This is a genomic window from Ensifer sp. ENS07 (assembly GCF_014852185.1).
In the GTDB taxonomy this organism is placed as follows: Bacteria; Pseudomonadota; Alphaproteobacteria; order Rhizobiales; family Rhizobiaceae; genus Ensifer; species Ensifer adhaerens.
In genome coordinates this window covers 1-16,382 of sequence record NZ_JACVBE010000020.1, presented here as the reverse complement: position 1 = coordinate 16,382, position 16,382 = coordinate 1, and the positions used below count along the sequence as shown (strand labels likewise).

At 59.3% G+C, this 16,382-nt stretch carries 13 protein-coding genes and 1 pseudogene; 7 read left to right on the top strand and 7 right to left on the bottom strand.

The annotated features are described in order from the left end of the window. Nucleotides 1-256: 256 nt before the first annotated feature. A complete protein-coding gene (locus IB277_RS34925) occupies nucleotides 257-877 on the bottom strand; it encodes a response regulator (protein ID WP_060581332.1) in 621 nt (206 codons plus the stop codon). 93 nt (nucleotides 878-970) lie between these two features. On the opposite strand from IB277_RS34925, the gene IB277_RS34920 reads away from it, so the two are divergent. The 4 genes from IB277_RS34920 to IB277_RS34905 all read left to right on the top strand — a co-directional run bounded on the left by IB277_RS34920 (nucleotide 971) and on the right by IB277_RS34905 (nucleotide 3,116). Continuing rightward, on the top strand, nucleotides 971-1,276 hold the full coding sequence (locus IB277_RS34920) for a hypothetical protein (protein WP_060581331.1): 306 nt from the start codon (nucleotides 971-973) through the stop codon (nucleotides 1,274-1,276). Between the two features lie 198 nt (nucleotides 1,277-1,474). Next, nucleotides 1,475-1,630 carry a DUF3309 family protein gene (locus tag IB277_RS34915; protein WP_192372976.1) on the top strand — a complete coding sequence of 52 codons (156 nt, stop codon included), beginning with the start codon at nucleotides 1,475-1,477 and terminating at the stop codon, nucleotides 1,628-1,630. Then, complete coding sequence (locus tag IB277_RS34910) at nucleotides 1,631-2,662, top strand: DNA topoisomerase IB (RefSeq protein ID WP_060581330.1); 1,032 nt, start codon at nucleotides 1,631-1,633, stop codon at nucleotides 2,660-2,662. A gap of 214 nt (nucleotides 2,663-2,876) precedes the next feature. Further along, nucleotides 2,877-3,116 carry a hypothetical protein gene (locus tag IB277_RS34905; protein WP_060581329.1) on the top strand — a complete coding sequence of 80 codons (240 nt, stop codon included), beginning with the start codon at nucleotides 2,877-2,879 and terminating at the stop codon, nucleotides 3,114-3,116. A gap of 233 nt (nucleotides 3,117-3,349) precedes the next feature. On the opposite strand, the gene IB277_RS34900 is transcribed toward IB277_RS34905, so the two are convergent. Beyond that, nucleotides 3,350-3,523, bottom strand: a complete 174-nt coding sequence (locus IB277_RS34900; RefSeq protein ID WP_192372974.1) for a DUF1328 domain-containing protein — start codon at nucleotides 3,521-3,523, stop codon at nucleotides 3,350-3,352. 342 nt (nucleotides 3,524-3,865) lie between these two features. Between IB277_RS34900 and IB277_RS34895 the strand changes: the two genes are divergently transcribed. The 3 genes from IB277_RS34895 to IB277_RS34885 all read left to right on the top strand — a co-directional run bounded on the left by IB277_RS34895 (nucleotide 3,866) and on the right by IB277_RS34885 (nucleotide 8,384). Further along, on the top strand, nucleotides 3,866-5,812 hold the full coding sequence (locus tag IB277_RS34895) for an ABC transporter ATP-binding protein/permease (RefSeq protein ID WP_246812885.1): 1,947 nt from the start codon (nucleotides 3,866-3,868) through the stop codon (nucleotides 5,810-5,812). Nucleotides 5,813-5,932: 120 nt separating this feature from the next. Then, nucleotides 5,933-6,193 carry a DUF982 domain-containing protein gene (locus IB277_RS34890; RefSeq protein WP_060581327.1) on the top strand — a complete coding sequence of 87 codons (261 nt, stop codon included), beginning with the start codon at nucleotides 5,933-5,935 and terminating at the stop codon, nucleotides 6,191-6,193. Between the two features lie 223 nt (nucleotides 6,194-6,416). Further along, nucleotides 6,417-8,384, top strand: a complete 1,968-nt coding sequence (locus tag IB277_RS34885) for an adenylate/guanylate cyclase domain-containing protein (RefSeq protein ID WP_371813753.1) — start codon at nucleotides 6,417-6,419, stop codon at nucleotides 8,382-8,384. Between the two features lie 224 nt (nucleotides 8,385-8,608). Here the strand turns inward: IB277_RS34885 and IB277_RS34880 are convergent, their stop codons facing one another. The 5 genes and pseudogenes from IB277_RS34880 to IB277_RS34860 form a co-directional block, all read right to left on the bottom strand. Further along, nucleotides 8,609-9,484 carry a hypothetical protein gene (locus IB277_RS34880; RefSeq protein ID WP_192372969.1) on the bottom strand — a complete coding sequence of 292 codons (876 nt, stop codon included), beginning with the start codon at nucleotides 9,482-9,484 and terminating at the stop codon, nucleotides 8,609-8,611. 105 nt (nucleotides 9,485-9,589) lie between these two features. Continuing rightward, the gene (locus IB277_RS34875; RefSeq protein ID WP_060581325.1) at nucleotides 9,590-10,759 is read right to left on the bottom strand and encodes a porin; all 1,170 of its coding nucleotides are present in this window, start codon (nucleotides 10,757-10,759) and stop codon (nucleotides 9,590-9,592) included. 133 nt (nucleotides 10,760-10,892) lie between these two features. Continuing rightward, a complete protein-coding gene (aspT, locus tag IB277_RS34870; protein WP_192372967.1) occupies nucleotides 10,893-12,584 on the bottom strand; it encodes an aspartate-alanine antiporter in 1,692 nt (563 codons plus the stop codon). A 149-nt stretch (nucleotides 12,585-12,733) separates the two neighbouring features. Then, the gene (locus IB277_RS34865; RefSeq protein WP_192372965.1) at nucleotides 12,734-15,460 is read right to left on the bottom strand and encodes a decarboxylase; all 2,727 of its coding nucleotides are present in this window, start codon (nucleotides 15,458-15,460) and stop codon (nucleotides 12,734-12,736) included. Nucleotides 15,461-15,710: 250 nt separating this feature from the next. Next, a pseudogene (locus IB277_RS34860) lies at nucleotides 15,711-16,382 on the bottom strand (aspartate-alanine antiporter); the annotation flags it as partial.

Below are 16,382 nucleotides of genomic sequence, written 5' to 3'. Positions count from 1 at the left end.
GCTGATACTTCTCGGAACCAAGCGCAGCTACCCTTGTTCTGCCTGTAAACGAGGAGCATGGACATGAACCCCAAACGACACGATCCAGGCGAGCGGCAACCGCCAATGCCAAGGCCGCATGAAACGCCACCTCCCGTAGGAGAACCCGAACCCGAAGATATGCCGGATGAGAGGAGAACGCCGAATCCGGATGAGGTCCGCGCGCCGCCCATTCACACCGGTCGGCGCCCTCTCGCATCGCGGCGGCCAGGAGTGCCTAGTGCGGCCCGTATGGGCTCTCGATGTGAATTGCCGCCATCAGTTCATACAGCCATACGTCAAGGCTTTGAGACCTGCCCCTTGTACCCGCCAGGGCAATGGCGCGCTCTAGGGTCCGCTCCAGGAGAAGATCGGCGGCTTTCGCCGGAGCTCCGACCATAAGAAGCCGCGCTCTGTAACGCAGCGCCGGTATCAGTTCGCTCACAGATTGATCAGTCAGCCCGGCGTGCAGCGGCGCCAGGTTCGACAGGCTCAGAAGATGCTGCTCAAAGACCGCGTTCAAGAGGTCCGACGAGCCGGAACACTTGCTGACACGCGCAACCGCGCGGAAGCGTTCGGGAACGTTCATGTCGTCATATCCACTGAAGAAAATCACCGGAACCGATCGACGCGCAAGTTCGTCTGCGACGGGGAAGATCAGTTCGCCGTTGAGGTTGATATCGAGAACAGCCACCTGAACGTCGACCGCCTCGGCGAGACTATTCAACGTTTCCTTTACCGTGGGCGTTGGGCCGATAATCGTCGCGCCGGCCTGCTCGAGCCAAAGAGCGATGTCATTCGCAACAAAGAACTCATCCTCGGCGACTAGCACCCGCAATCGCTGCAGGTCCGGCGTCATATGGTATCCTCGATCCGCTCGGTGACCATCTCAATGCTTCCGACGTAGGAGGTCTGTGGTTTCTCGCGACAACTGCCGATTGTCGAGAGCCCTTTGCAGCCGGTTGGCAAGTATCAGCAATCTATCCGGCACGTGGTCGAGTTGCGCCGCGTCGCTATCGACTGGGCACGATCCTTCGCCGTCAGCCAGCAATTCCCGTTTTTCAACGTCAGCTTTCTTGCCCGATGCCATCGCCTCAACCTGATCGTCGGAACAACGTTCTTCGGCCGCGTCCGCCGCCTATGGCTTTGCCTGGCCGAAGATACGCCTTCAATCCCGAGAAGCCAAGCTTTTGAGGACCCAAGGCCCGGTGCGATGCACGAAAGGAATCGTGAAACGGCAAACCCGCGACCGAAATAGAAGGTCGATGACTGTCGTGATTGCCGACGGGGATCGAAGGAACCAATCGCCAAAGAATGCGTTGGATGCCCACATCAGGTGGCTTGAACATGAAGACATCATGGCAAGTCCACTTGGACGACCCGTCTTTTCGCGGCGGCGCCCGTGTGAGCCCGTGCTGGGAGACGACCTGATCGGCTTTTGAGAGGAGATCGCTAGATGCTTGGAACCGTACTGTTGATCATTCTTATCCTGCTCCTCGTCGGTGCTTTCCCCGCTTGGCCTCACTCATCGGGCTGGGGATACGGGCCATCCGGACTGCTGGGCGTAGTGGTCATCGTTCTTGTGATCCTCCTTCTGATGGGGCGGATCTGATTGGACACGCAGCAGAGAGGGTGCGACGCCGCCGCCGAGCTTGTTTATGTCTCGGATAAGGAACCGGGCTATAGCCGGTCGCGCTCCACCAACGGCTTCGTTTACCGACGGCCGAACGGTGAGCTTCTGAAAGACACCCGCATTCTTGCCCGCATCCAGAAGCTTGGATTGCCGCCAGCCTATGAAGATGTCTGGATCTGCACTAGGCAAAACGGACACCTCCAGGCAACGGGCTATGATGCGCGCGGTCGCAAACAGTATCGATACCACGAAATCTGGCAGGACATGCGCAGCCGCGACAAATACAGCCAGCTTATCGCCTTTGCCAAAGCGCTGCCTCGGCTGCGGCGAACGATCCGCAAGCAGATGGAAGGCGCGGTTGGCAACCCTGCCACCGTTCTTGCAGCCCTTGCGTCGCTGCTTGATCAGGCGCCACTTCGCATCGGAAATTCAAGTTACGTACAGGAGAATGGCAGCTATGGCGCCGCCACGCTGCTCAAACGGCATCTCAAGATTGCTGACGACAGCATTGAGCTGAACTTTAAGGGAAAGGGTGGACAGCGCATCCGAAGACGGTTGAGAAACCCGCGGCTGCAGCGGATACTTGAGGAGATAGCGGAGCTTCCAGGCCGCCAGCTCTTCGTTTGCGTGGGGCCAGACGGAAGGCCGGAACCGATCGAATCTGGCCGCTTCAACCGGTATCTTGCAGACATCTGCGGAGCGCCGATTTCAGCCAAGACGTTCAGAACCTGGGCGGGAAGCGTTGCTGCATATGCCGTTGCCCGTCAGGCTCTAAGGGAGGGCCGACGCCCAACCGTCAAAGGCATGTGCCAGGCAGCCGCAGATGCCCTTCACAACACACCGGCCGTTTGCCGCAAAAGTTACGTGCATCCGGCAATTCTTGCCTTGTCGGATGCCAACCAGAAAATCCCTCGGGCCCGGAACAACGCCAAACCGATCTCTGGACTTCGCGCCGACGAAGTCCAGTTCGTTCGTTTCCTCAAATGGCTATCCAGGAACGGACGGCGATAGGGACGGGGCTTGTGCTTCGGCCTCGCGTCCGGGCTTCCCTTGAACTCCTCAATAATTTCCTCGCCGCCCGCAAGACGCGCATCGAACACCAAACGGCTTCAAAGGTTCCCGAAGGGAACAAAAAGCACTGCGGAGCGCTTTGACGAGTTTACACAAAAGAACGAGCCGGTCGTCGATCCAATCGGAAGGTGCATCGGCAACTAGGGAGAGAAAGATGAAGCAAAACCAACCCATGTCGGGCGGCGGTGTATCGCTTTCAACCTACACCAAAAGAGGACGCGCCAAGATCATAGACCCCTCAGAGGCTGTTTACGGCGGGCACTACGACCTCGCTGAATTTATAGCTGCCTATGGTCTGACGCCCTTGGAGGCGCGTGAAATTTTCATTCGCATCGGCCCCACACGCGCCGATCTCGATCGGTACATGCAGGGGCGCCGCAGTTCCGTAGTTTGACGAACGGCGTGTTGCTGTTGCCTGCCTGCACGGCCATTCCGTCAAATCAGGGTGCTGCACGACTACGCAAGAGCACGAATGAACCCGAACGCTCCCTTCCCCACTGCCACTCGCACGGGTGCGTCCAACCGGCCTGAGCCGCCATAGTAGGTGTGTCAGGCTCTCCGCTGGCTTTTCTCGCGGCTCTAAATGTGGCCGGAGGGCCGTTGTCGGATGTGGCGAGCTTGACGCTCCTAGAACGCGATGCTTCCGACCATGAATGCAAGGACGAGGAACACAAGGAAGATTGCCAGGGCGATGTAAAACAGGACCTTAGCAATGCCGGCGCTCGCCGACGAAATGCCAGAAAACCCAAGCAAGCCCGCGACGAGCGAGATGATGAAGAATATTATGGCCCACTTGAGCATGCCAGGTCCTCCTCGATACGCGAAATTGCGCCAGCGTGGTTTTTGAACCCAAATACGGCTGGTTTGTTCCAAGTAGGAAAATCGGAGACCCTGGCTGAGCTGAGTGCCTCAGTGGCCCCGGGGCTGCCGCGAGCAAGCTCCATCGTGAAACGACACGGCCGCGCTCAAGACGTTATCGCTGGAATAGACGGTGAATCGCAGCCCCGTGGAGTTGCGGTTCGGCAGGGATGCAGATGACAGGCCAGTCCTCAGACATCGCTGCCTAACGTAGCGCTAGTACGCCGCCGCAACGTCATCTGTATTTGACAAGCCGGATCCGCGCCCCAATTCAGGAAGATGAGCTTGAGTGAAGTCTTGCGCGGCAAGGCGCAACGGGCAACAGCACTGGTTAAACGGCCCTTCGGCGAGAAACGGCAACGCCCAAGCAGCCCCGTATCCTCCATGCGCAGCTTCTGGGGGCTGTTGCTCGCTTACTGGCTCTCCAACCGGTGGAGAGAAGCTTGGGGCCTGACCTTTCTCATCCTGCTGCTTACCGGATTGTCGGCTCAGGCAAGCGTATGGTTCGCGCTGACCTCGGGCGAACTGGTCAACCGGATCGCGAATTTCCACCATCCCACCGTACCGACAACGCCTGCGTCGCTTCTAAAGACCGCAGCGACGCTTGCTGCGATCGCGATCACAAGGGACGCGGGGTTTACTGCGGTCCGTCACTTCCTTTCGACCAGCCTACACCGAAAATGGCGCCAGTGGTTGGATGAACGCTTCAATCAGGCACTTCTCGATTCCAATCACACCCACTTCCACTTGCAACAAAATGGGTTTGGTGGGGCGGGTGAAGGGGACACGTCATCGCCGGACAACATCGATCAGCGGGTACAGGAAGCAATAAAGGGCATGACCGGCGGTGCAATCGGTCTGGGCGTCGGCATCGCCGGGGTGGTGCTATCGCTCGCGTTCGTTGGCGGTAAGCTGATCGAAACGTCAAGCCCGGTCCGTGGGCTTGACGTTCTCGGGGGCTACGGCAGCGCCTTCCTGACGCTGCTGGCGATTGCGATCTACGTGCCCCTCAACACATTCATTGCGGCCAAGCTGGGAGGTATCCTTCAGGGTCTGTCCATCCGCATTCAATCGGCGGAAGGCAGTTATCGCAGCGAACTCAACCAGTTGCTGCGCCGTAGTTTTCACGTTGCGGTTATCAGAGGGGAGCCAGCGCAAAAGGCACTCAATGTGCACCGGTATCGCGATATCGACCACACATGGGCGAGGCTCAATCGGATTACCGCCGGCTATATGGGCTTTGAGCTGGTGCATAATTTCATCGGCTCACGCATCGTGGCCTACGCGCCGGGCCTGCTTCCCTATGTCGACAAGACCATCAGCCTACAAGACTATGTCACCGGTGCCGAACTAGCGACGGCCCTCATCAACGAATGCTCATGGTTCATTCATGCGATGCCTGACATCGCGACGCTGCGGGCGGACGCGCGGCGCATAACAGAGCTTGCGCAGGCGATAGAAACGGTGCAGCGACCGCAAGACTACTATGCTCAAAGTGGACCCGCCGCGTTTGAATATACCACAGGGGGAGCCGTAGAAAGCGGCTTGACCATCCATTCGGTCGAGCTCCTGCATACTGGTGACGACGAGCCCTTTTTGACCGCCATTGAACTGAATTTCGCTCCGGGCGAGTGGACTTTGGTGATGGGTGAATCGGGGAGTGGCAAGACCTCACTTCTCAAGGCGATAAACGGTCTTTGGCCGCACGGTCGGGGCAAGATCGCGTTGCCGGATGGTTTGCGAACTCTCTTTGCGGCCCAGGAGGTCAAACTGCAGGGCGTTTGCCTGAAGGATCTCGTCTGTCTTCCGGATGAGGCGCGTGAGCATAAGGACGCTGCGGTTTCCACGGCGCTTGAAGAAGCAGGGCTCCACGAATTTTCTGGGGAGCTCTTTGATGAAGGACGCGAGGGGCAGCAGTGGGACAAGCTCTTGTCCGGGGGTGAAAAGCAGAAGCTGGTTCTTGCGAAAGTCCTGTTGCTGAAGCCGGGTTTGCTCTTCCTTGACGAGGCAACAAGCGCTCTTGATGGGCAGGCGGTGCAAGCGTTTTATCAAGCGATCAAGGAGAATTGCCCGGAGGCGACGGTTATTGCCATTATGCACGATACCTCCTCGATCCAATCCGAGGGCGGAATTGATTTCTTCGATAGCGTGCTGATGATTGAGGGAAGCATCGCTGAAAAGATGTCTATTTCGGCGTGGCGTTCTGCGCTGACGAACGCCCCTAGTCGGTGACGCGGCAAGGCGTCGGCGGCACGTGACCATCGTGGCGAACCCGAGCCTCTCAACTACCAAAGCGATGGTTGGAACAATGCTTCCCGCTAGACGTTCTGTGCCGAACCGGAGTCAACGCAAATGCAAACCATCATTTGGGATAATCCTGTCAGGATTGGCGTGAATGGCGAGCGGTGTATCAACGGACCACAGGACGCCCTGCAATATCTGAGTGAGCTGCCCCAGGGCGGATGGTTCTATGAACGCGCAAGGAATCGCTGCCATGGCGCATTAGAGCGCGGCGAAGCGCTCGATCTGTCACGGAAAGCCTTCATTGGCGCAGCAATTGAAGGTTCATTCCCGATCCTCGAGGACGAGGTTGCTGCTATTCGGGAACCCTGATCACGGGTGACGGCGATTTTGCCCCTCGCCGTCGACGCTATCTCTTCCCATCCCTTGCGTAAAATTGACCTGAGATCATTGACAACCTGAACATCGGCGAACTGACCGATGAGCAATTGCGTGGGCTTTGCCTTGCGGCAAAATGGGCTTGCATTTCCTGATCGCTTTAATCGTAAACCCGTTCAGATCCAAAGATGGGCCAGATACGGGCATTCGACCCTAGATGATCAAAATCGATCACGGCGCCCGTTCCGAATTCGAGTCCTACACGCTTCCAGATCTCTTCGACCAGCACAGTCTCCAAATCAGGAGATGGCCGCAGAGGCGTCGCTGGGCTATTGTTGTTGGGTTCGGTTTGTGTAGCCAAGAGCAATTGGCAGCAAGGGGCGAGGAGATGAGCATCCTCGGAGAACGCAGACTGGCGGCAATCTTCGTTGCCGATATTGTCAGCTATTCACGTCTCGTCGAATTGGACGAGGCGTCAACTCTCGTGGCAGTCACGGACCTGCGCCGGAGACTGTTCGAGCCTCTCTTGGCGCAGCATCATGGGCGTCTCTTCAAGCTGACGGGCGACGGCCTGATCGCCGAATTCGGTTCCGTCGTCGAGGCTGTAGCCTGCGCCGCTGCGGTTCAAAAACAATTGCCTGAATGGCAGGCGCGAATACCGGCTGAGCGCCGGATTGTCTTGCGTATCGGCATCAATCTTGGCGACGTACTAGTGGATGATCAGGACCTCTTGGGAGACGGTGTCAACGTGGCGGCCCGATTGGAACAGTGTTGCCCGCCAGGTGGTCTCCTTATCTCCGGGACAGCCTACGACCACCTCTCTGGAAAACTCGACTGTCGGTTCGAGTTCGCGGGCGAGCAGCGTCTGAAGAATATTTCACGGCCGGTCCGGACTTACAGCTTGGTATTCGACAACGTCCTTGAGGGTGCGAAAGTCGCCTGGGCGTCGAGCGATAGACCTACGGTGGCGGTCTTGCCATTCGAAAACATGAGCGGCGATCCCGAACAGGTCTATTTCAGCGACGGTATCAGCGAAGACATAATTACGGAGCTGTCGCGCTTTCGCGAGCTCATGGTCATCGCGCGAAACTCTTCCTTCTCGTTTCGGGGGAAAAATGTGGACGCTCGCGAGATAGGGCGTTCGCTCGGGGTTCGATACCTCGTCGAGGGCAGTGTCCGTCGCGCAGGCGAGCGCGTTCGCATCACGGCCCAGCTCATTGATGCTGGAAGCGGTGCCCATTTCTGGGCGGAACGATACGATCGCGCACTGGAGGACGTGTTCGCCCTTCAGGAAGAAATCTCCCAGAGCATTGTCGCTATGGTGGCCCAACGGATTATCCAGGATAGCGAGGTGACAGCCCGGCGACGTCAGCCGGAAGACATTCGGGCCTATGACCTGTTCCTCCAGGGGAATAGATTTTCCGACGTATTCACGCCTGAGGCCCAAGCACGTGCGCAAGCACAATTTGAAGAGGCACTCCAGATCGATCCAGGCTTTGCCCGTGCCCATGCGGGCCTCGCCTGGATTTATCTCAATCGTTCGGTCGAGATGAGCGTCGGAGTACCACGAGAGAAGGACGAGAACCGGATCGAGGCGTTTCACCAGGCCAAAGAAGCACTGGCGAAAGACCCCAACGATGCCCGGGTGCACTCCACCTTCGGATACATGTGCTTGATGTGGCGCGACTTCGAGCGGGCCGAGCGGCATTTGGGCCTTGCCCGAACCCTGAACCCCAACGATCCGCTGATCCAGATTTTCTGGGCCTGGGTCCAATCGTGCATCGGAAAGCCCGAACTGGCTCTGCACGCAGCCGAGATTGCTTTTCGACTCAACCCATGCCACCCGCCCTGGTATAATTATTATCTTTCGCACATCATGTTTCGGCTCAGGCGCTACCAAGAGGCGGCCAGTCTATTGGAACAACTAATACTGGACGCACCAAGCCGGCGACACCCGCGGTACATGGCTTTGCGCGCGGCTGCCTTCGGTCACTTGGGGCGTCTCGAAGAGGCGCAGCAGTGTGGCAAGGCTTGCATCGCAGCAGTCAGCGCGTTGTGGCAAGGCGATCCGGCTGCCGGCCCAAGCGAACATGTAGATTGGCTCGTGGACGCTTTGTATCTCCAAAGGGCCGAGGATGCAGATCGACTGCGTGAGGGCCTGCGCCTCGCCGGCTTACCGGCTTGAGTATCAAGTCTGGCGATGGCTGGCCCGACCAAAGGTAGGGCCTAATCGCCCTGTCAAGGAGCACTTCGCAATCCAGTGGCCGCGGCAATGCCATTCGAGAGCTTCCGCTCGTCACTCGGGTCGGACAGTCCGAGCGATCGAAACTCGCTCCGGGGCCGGGTGTGCCTTATTCGACACGCCAGCGAAGCCGGGCGCGTTGCCTGAAACCCGGCTGCGAAGGCCCTCTACCGGCAATCGTCACCATTGCCTTGCGCGACCAATTCACCTTCGCGAAGCCTCAAACAGTCGATCGAGCTGCCTGCATTCAGGATGTGGACTCTGTATGGACTGGACATGACGCTGATCATGGTTCCACCCGTTGGCCGCCTGCACTGGTGCGCTGAACCGGTCCACATGCACTCCATCTCTTCGGCGCTTTCAAAAATGGTGTAACCATTTGCCTGAAGTGCACGCTGGACGTTCTCCCGCACGTTTAGTGAGACGGAGTTCTCATTCTCCTCGCGCGGATCGCTCCTTTCGGTCGTGGGTGCCTTTGCCTCCTGCCGTTCGCGTTGCTGTTCCTTGAGGATTGCGATCTCGGCCTTGGCTCGCTCTGCCGCGGCTTCCGCAGCGATCGCCCGCCGCTCCGCCTGCTCCGCCCTTTCGGCTTCGCTTTCAGCGCGTTCAGTGGCTTCACGCTGCGCATTTGTTGCGGCCTCGAGTTCGTTGACACGGCTTGTCTCAACGCCATTGAATATCGCTTCAACCGCAGCCGTTTGCGCCAAACACTCATCGACAAGCGCGGAGACACGGGACCGGGCCTGCATCGGGCTATTCAGAAGATCGGCAGAAAACGCCGTCTTCAGGGTTTCGGCATTTTCCTCCGCTTCGGGCGTTTCAACCCTGCTGCGCATGAACGCGAGCGCGCCACTCACAGCGTCGCGCGCGTCGGCAAATCCGTCGACATAGCTTTCGTAGCTCCTGCCTGCTTCCAATCGAGCCGCGCAAGACGCAAGCTGAGCGACGATATCTGCCTCTGCGGCTGCGGCCGAAACCGTTTTTGGAACGAGGAACGCGGCAACAATCAATGCTGTGCAGACACCAGTCCCTGCAGTGGTCAATTCAGATCACCCATTTGCTCAGATAACGAGATCCTGGAAATAAGCGGCGGAAGACGGGAGCGGCGCGAAAGATCATGGACCGATCTTGCTTCGCCGCTTTGTTCCTTAAAACTTTATTCTGGCGCCACCCAACACAGCGAAGCTATCTTGAAGATCGGCGGTCTCCTGGTCGAGCGAATAGGTCCGGGCTCCAAGGTAGAGTTCCGTCTGTAGATAGTCGAGGTTCTGGACAATCTGCGCGCCGAAGGAATCGCTCTTGCTGCCCCTGCCCGCGATGTCCTTGCCAAAATAGGCGTCGACCGAAAACGCGGTTTTGCCGACATCGAAGATATCCGCCTGATAGCCGATCTTTACGTAGCCGTAGCGTCCATCAACCGTCTCCTTGTCCGAGTAGCCCGCTGCAAGGGTGAGGCTGAGCCCGGTATCGAGATGCAGGACCGAAACGGACGCATCGTATATCGAGTTGCCATCGCCGGGCCTTGAAAAGGCAACTGCAGCTGCGACCTTGAAGGCGTCGTAGGTCTCATTGTATCGAACCGCCGCGTCCCAGACGGTGACGTCGGTTTCCTCCGGAACGACTTGTGTTCCGACCGACGTCGCAAAGCTGAAGCCGCCAAAGGCTGGGGTGTCGTAGCGGACGCGCAGCTTGCGGCTAAGGCCGTCATAGTTGGTGAAAGCGTCCTTTACGCGGACCGTCGACAGCGTACCGTCGGCGTTGCGGAAAAACGGTCCGCCGGCCATATCCGACACCAGTGAGTAACCAACAACGTCCGTGCCGGACAAATCCACCTCGGCGGTCGTATCCGACGCCATGCTGCCCTGGCCGAACCAGAACTTGCCGTAGTCCTTCGAATTTAGATAGATTTCCGCCTTGCGCAGCAGATCAGTCCCCCAGTCGAAGTGATCCTCGTTCAACTGGTTCACATTGGTTGTCGAGTAAGGGTTCCACTCCCATTCGAGATTGGCCCCGAAAGACCAGTCGTTTTCCATGAGGCTGTAGATGCGAAAGCCCGCGCGTGACGACGAGTTCCCATTGTCGGCCGGAAAATAGTTATCCGTTTGCCCGCCGTCATCGTAGCTCAGCAGGCCTTTGTTGATCTGACCGTAGAATTCGAAATAAGCATTGTCGTCGCCGAGCCGCAGCTTCGGTATCCAATGCTCGGCTTCCTTGCTGGCCTGCGCCGGCTTTGCTGGCTCCTGGGCCGAAGCAGGTGCCGCAACCCCCAGTGCCACGCTGAAAAGTGCGGGTGAGACTACGTGTAATACATGCCGCATCAAAAGCACCTTTCAGTCACGGGCGATTCGCCTTGTCGGTCCGCAGTCAGTATTCGCCACTTTACTTTAGAAGTCTGTTGCAAATTCTCGTCGTGCACTTGTTTTGCCGCTGATCGATTAGATTATTGGCTTCTTATCCGGCGATGATACCCACGATCACCGTCCCCCATGTGGTGAGCAGTATATGGCCGATAGGGACTGCAGGCGTGTAACCAAGGACTGCTACCGAGCTCCCCGACCTGTCCTGGACGGCGGCCATGCCGGCCGTCATGGTCTGCGCGCCGGCTAGTCCACCCAACAACAGTATGGGGTTCATGCCAAGCACGTAGCGTCCAAAGTAAAGGCCTACGATCAATGGAACCATTGTGACGATCATGCCGCCGACCAGGAGCCCGACACCCGCTTCCGCGATAGCGGGGCCAAATACCGGACCTGCATGAAGGCCAGTCATCGCGACGAAGGCGGCAAGACCAAGCGCGGTCATGAGTGACACCGCAGCATCCGGTATGCGACCAAAAAGTGGAAAGCGCGTGCGCAGGTGCCCCACCACCAATCCGGCGAGGAGTGTGCCCACACTGGTGCTCAGCGAAATCCTCATGTCTCCGATGGGAAACGTGACGAGAACGCCGACAAGCCCGCCCAGGAAGATCGCAAGGCCGAGGACCAGGAAGTCCGTTGCAGTGGCCGGCGCGACCACGACACCAATGCGCTTGGCGGCGCTCACCACGACCGGTTCCGGGCCGACGAGGCGAAGGATATCCCCGCGCTGCACTGTGATCCCTGGCGCCAGAGGAATCTCCTGGCCGCCACGACTGATCGTTCGCAGATAGAGGCTTCTTGTCCAGCCTTCTGTCGCCACATCCGCAATGCTTCGGCCATTAAGTTCAGGGCTCGTCAGCAACACGTCGGTCACCGATATCGGCACGTCCAACAGCTCACGATCCTCGACTTCCTCGGAGCGCTGACCAAGGACGGTGACCAGCACCTCTCGTGTTCCGGACACCGCAACGATATCGCCAGGTTCAATCACAAGCTCGGGAGCGGCCTCAAGGATTAAGCCCCCGCGTCGCAGGCGTTGAATGAATAGTCGATGCTCCGGAAATGTTGCCTCGGCATCGACGACCGATCGACCGGCGATGGGCGCGCCCTCCGCTATCCGGTAGGCGCGAATTTCGAACCTGTGCCAGGCGGACGCGACCCCGGTGGCCTTTCGGGTTATCCCGTATTCTTTCTCAAGTTTTAGCGCCTCGGCGACGAGGTCGATGCCAAGCAATTTTGGACCGACAACGCTGCAAAACAGGATGACGCCAACAGCGCCGAATACGTAGCAAACTGCGTCGGCCACGGCGATGTGGGCGACAAACCGTGCGCGATCCGCCTCGGGCAGCGGCAATGCGTTGATCGCTTCGGTGGCAGTGCCCATTGCCGGACTTTCAGTGAGCGCGCCCGACAAAAGCCCGGCCGCAAAACCAGAATCCAAGCCGAGGATTTTCGCGACCACAACGGCTGTGACCAGCCCGGTCACACAGACGACCACCGCAAGCAGAACAGGCTTCATGCCGTCCCGTTTCAAGGCCTGCAGGAACTGCGGCCCGACCGAGTAGCCGATACCGAAAAGGAACAGGAGAAAAAGCAGCGATTTCGCCATCCCGGCAATCGGAACATCGGCGAACTGACCGATGAGGATACCGGCGAACAACGAGCCGGTGACCGGACCCAGACTGAAACCTCCGAACTTGAGGCCGCCGATCAGATACCCGATGCTAATTGCAAGGAATACGGCAAGCTCAGGATACTTGACCAGGAATTGCTCGATCCAAATCATGACCAGACGAACTCCCTCCCACCTCAATCAAGGGCCAAGGCACCTTTACCGCCGACCCCAAACGTCCATGCAAACCGGCAATCCATGAAAAGCATGGGGGGGTCGAATTCGTCCGGGTAGCAGCCCGCGGACCCGTGCAAGCTCCGGCACTACCGTGCTTTCGCCGATCGTTTCGCCTTGGCCGCAACTGCATCAGGTTTGACTAGCTTCAGACCCCTTGCCTTCTCGTAGCCATGGATCTCCTTCACATCCAGCTTCCGCATGAAGTCGATCGTCTCCTGCGTCAGGACCTGACCCGGCACCATGATGGGGAACCCCGGGGGATAGGGGATGACGAAGTTAGCCGAGACCATTTCCGGCCCCTGCTTCAGCCTCTTGTCGCACTCCGCGCCGATGAGCGGCACGTATTCGCACACGGAGGCGTCGTAGGCGTGGAAGAAGGCAGCGCGCATGTCGCCCTCCGGCGTCGCCCGGCCGGCATCGCCGCGGTAGAGCTCATGGAAGTGGCTGAAATTGGGAAGATCCGGCACGTCGGTCATCAGCGACTTTACTCGCGCCGCAAACACGGCGTGCTCTTCTTCCCCGCCGTCGGCGAGCCGCTTCTCGATGCCGTGGCAGATCTCGACCAGAACGCGAACGAGGTGGGCGATATCGCTGCGGGTATTGTTGATGTTGGATTGCAGCAGCACGCTGTTGCGCGAAGTCTTGTTCAGCTGGATGTCGTACTCGTTTGCCAGCAGGCCTTTGAATTGGGTTCCGTCGAAACCGGCCGTGCCACACACTAGCGTCATGCGCGTGGGGTCGAGGTAGAATTCGTCCTCGTTCCTCGCCTTCACCGCCGTGGCCCAGGTCGCACCCGGTGCCAGGTAGTCCTTGAACCCTGACTGGCGATATTGCTCCGGGATCATCTCATCCGCACCTAGAACGCGGAAATACTTTGAAATCAGCGGATGTTCGTTGATTGCCCGACGAATCTTGAGAGCGATCTCGATCGCGTTCATCACCAGCCCATATCCATCGAGTTCCATCTGCCGGCGCGCCACGTCGAGACTGGCGATCAGCTGCTGGTTCGGGCTGGTCGAGGCATGGGTGAACACCGCCTCGTGGAATTGCGCCTCGACAGTGTGGAAATCCACATCCTTGACGAGCAGCATCGAACCCTGCCGGATCGCGGACATGGATTTGTGGGTGGAGTTGGTCTGGTAGACGCGCAGCCGAACAAGGCGCGGATCTGGGATCAGGCGTGCGGCGAGCAGGGCTTCGTCGGAAGGATCCTTGCCGAGATCGGCGCGCTGCTTCTCATAGGCGCTGATTGAGGCCGGATCGCGCAGCCAGTCCTCGATGTCGGCCGCCGCCCCCATGGCGGTGCGTGGCCGCAGGAAGGGTGAAAACCGGGCAAATCCCGACCACGCCTCATCCCAGAGGAAGATGAGATCCGGCTTGATGGCGAGGCACTCTTCCATCACCCGCCGGACATTGTACATATGGCCGTCGAACGTGCAGTTGGTGAGATCGAGCAGCTTCAACCGGTCAAGGCGACCTTCGGCCCTCAGCGCCAGCAACGCGCGCTTGATGGTCGCAAGCGGCACGGCGCCATACATCGAATATTCCGTCATCGGGAACGCCTCGACGTAGTACGGTTGGGCGCCGGTCAGCACCATGCCGTAGTGGTGCGACTTGTGGCAGTTGCGGTCGACCACTGCGATGTCGCCTGGCGCCAGCAGCGCCTGCACAGCCATCTTGTTGGAGGTGGACGTACCATTGGTAACGAAGAACACGTGGTCTGCGCCAAAGGCGCGGGCCGCCAGTTCCTGGGATCGCTTGATAGTGCCGGTCGGCTCCAGCAGGCTGTCGAGACCGCCGGTGGTCGCGCTGCTTTCCGCCAGGAACAGGTTGAGGCCGTAGAACTCGCCCATGTCACGGATCCAGTCCGACTTGAAGACGGATTTGCCGCGGGCGATGGGCAGGGCGTGGAATGTGCCGATCGGCCTGCGCGCATATTTCTTCAGGTTGTCGAAGAAGGGGGTTTCGTAGCGCGCCTGCACGCCTTCCAGGATGGCCAGGTGCAGCTCGAGCGGCTCCTCGACCGCATAGAACACGCGCCTGATGGCATCGGCCGTCGGGTCGCCGGCAATCTTTTCGACCTGGCGGTCAGACAGCAGATAGACGTCGAGTTCCGGTCGGATCCGCTTCAGGCTGCGCGCCAAGCGCAACGCCGACATATCCGGTCCCTCGGTCTCTCCCAGGGGGTCAAGCACCGAGCGGAGCACTGGCGCGTCGTGACGAGAGTGGTACGGAAATCCTTCGGCCAGCACGACGGCAATGATATCGGGATTTAGAGCGGCCGCGCAAAAGGCATCCTCGAACGAACCCACCAGAACGGGCTCGTAGATGAAACCATCCTCGGGTCGGCGTAGCCTGCGGATCTCGGCTGCGAAGGCATCCCACCGCGCGGCGGGCTGGCTGTTGACGTAAAGAACTTCGAAATAGGGGCGCCGCCCGCCTGCCTCGCCCGTTCCCGGTGGCATGATGTCAGTCACTTCGGTCGCCGCCATCTCTTCATGCACGTCCCACTCGCTCGGGCGGCCGCGATAGGAATGGGTGAGCAATCCGTTCGAGATGCGTCGGGCTAGCTTTGCAGCCCCGCCGGCGTCGTCCGTGGCGATGCGCTCGGCCAGCGCCGACAGCAATCGCCCCCCCGGATAGGCGTGGTACTCCTCGGCCGCCCTGACCGCGGCGATCGTCGCTTCCAGCGCTGCCCGCTCGCCACGCTTGGCGGCCCAGGCGTCCGCCAGCGTGGTGATTTCGCGCCAATTGTCTGCACGCCCCGAATGGATGAGCAGAAACTGATCAACATGTGCGGTCTTGTTCGACATAACACGCTCCCGATCCAGTTTTGAAAGGACTGCCCGCCGCCCCAACGCGCGGCTCTCACTCTGTGGCAACTAAATTCCGGTCGCAGAAGCGGTCCGCAGGACGGTCGTTTCCGCGGGCAGAAAGACGATCCACGCCGGCCCGGAATGGACGCGCAAGGGCATTTCCGGAACGGTCCTGCACGGATTGTCTATCTGTCTGTTTTTACGCGCATTCCGACGGACCCGCCCCCGGGCCTGTCCCAGAGAGGACCTAGGTCATCATCATCACGAGCACCATGCCCCAGATCGTCAGCAAGGTGTTGCCGACGGCATAGGTCACGGTATAGCCGAGCCCGGGGATCTGGCTCTTGGCCCGATCGTTGATCATCCCCAGCGACGCGGTGGTCGTGCGCGCACCGGAGCAACACCCCAGGAGAATGGCTGGATGGAACCGGAACACATATTTCCCGACATACATGGCCAGCACCAGTGGCACGGTCGTTGCAAATATGCCCCAAAGGAACAGGCTGAAACCAAGCTGCTGCAACCCGGCGACGAAACCCGGGCCCGAGGAAATGCCGACCACGGCGATGAAGACATTCAGACCGACCGAGTTCATGAACCAGACGGTCGAGGTCGGTATGCGCCCGAATTTCGGACGCACGGAGCGCAGCCAGCCGAAGAAAAGCCCGGAAATCAACGCGCCCCCGGACGTGGACAGGGTAAACGGCACATCGCCGACCTTGTAGACGAGCGCGCCAAGCAAGCCACCGATCGCGATCGCGGCGCCGATGAACGCGACATCGGCAATGTCACTCGGCCGGTCGGCCACACCCAGTGCTTTGGCGGCAGCCGCGGTGTCCTGCGTTCGCCCGACGATCGTCAGGATATCGCCGCGGTGGACTTGCGTGTTCGGAAGGATCGGAATTTCCGTCGCCGTAGC

What these genes read in the sequence shown, in the direction of transcription:
- IB277_RS34925 (WP_060581332.1), bottom strand. Translation starts at nt 877, where the DNA reads ATGACGCCGGACCTGCAGCGATTGCGGGTGCTAGTCGCCGAGGATGAG.
- IB277_RS34915 (WP_192372976.1), top strand. Translation starts at nt 1,475, where the DNA reads ATGCTTGGAACCGTACTGTTGATCATTCTTATCCTGCTCCTCGTCGGT.
- IB277_RS34905 (WP_060581329.1), top strand. Translation starts at nt 2,877, where the DNA reads ATGAAGCAAAACCAACCCATGTCGGGCGGCGGTGTATCGCTTTCAACC.
- IB277_RS34900 (WP_192372974.1), bottom strand. Translation starts at nt 3,523, where the DNA reads ATGCTCAAGTGGGCCATAATATTCTTCATCATCTCGCTCGTCGCGGGC.
- IB277_RS34890 (WP_060581327.1), top strand. Translation starts at nt 5,933, where the DNA reads ATGCAAACCATCATTTGGGATAATCCTGTCAGGATTGGCGTGAATGGC.
- IB277_RS34885 (WP_371813753.1), top strand. Translation starts at nt 6,417, where the DNA reads ATGATCAAAATCGATCACGGCGCCCGTTCCGAATTCGAGTCCTACACG.
- IB277_RS34875 (WP_060581325.1), bottom strand. Translation starts at nt 10,759, where the DNA reads ATGCGGCATGTATTACACGTAGTCTCACCCGCACTTTTCAGCGTGGCA.
- aspT (WP_192372967.1), bottom strand. Translation starts at nt 12,584, where the DNA reads ATGATTTGGATCGAGCAATTCCTGGTCAAGTATCCTGAGCTTGCCGTA.
- IB277_RS34865 (WP_192372965.1), bottom strand. Translation starts at nt 15,460, where the DNA reads ATGTCGAACAAGACCGCACATGTTGATCAGTTTCTGCTCATCCATTCG.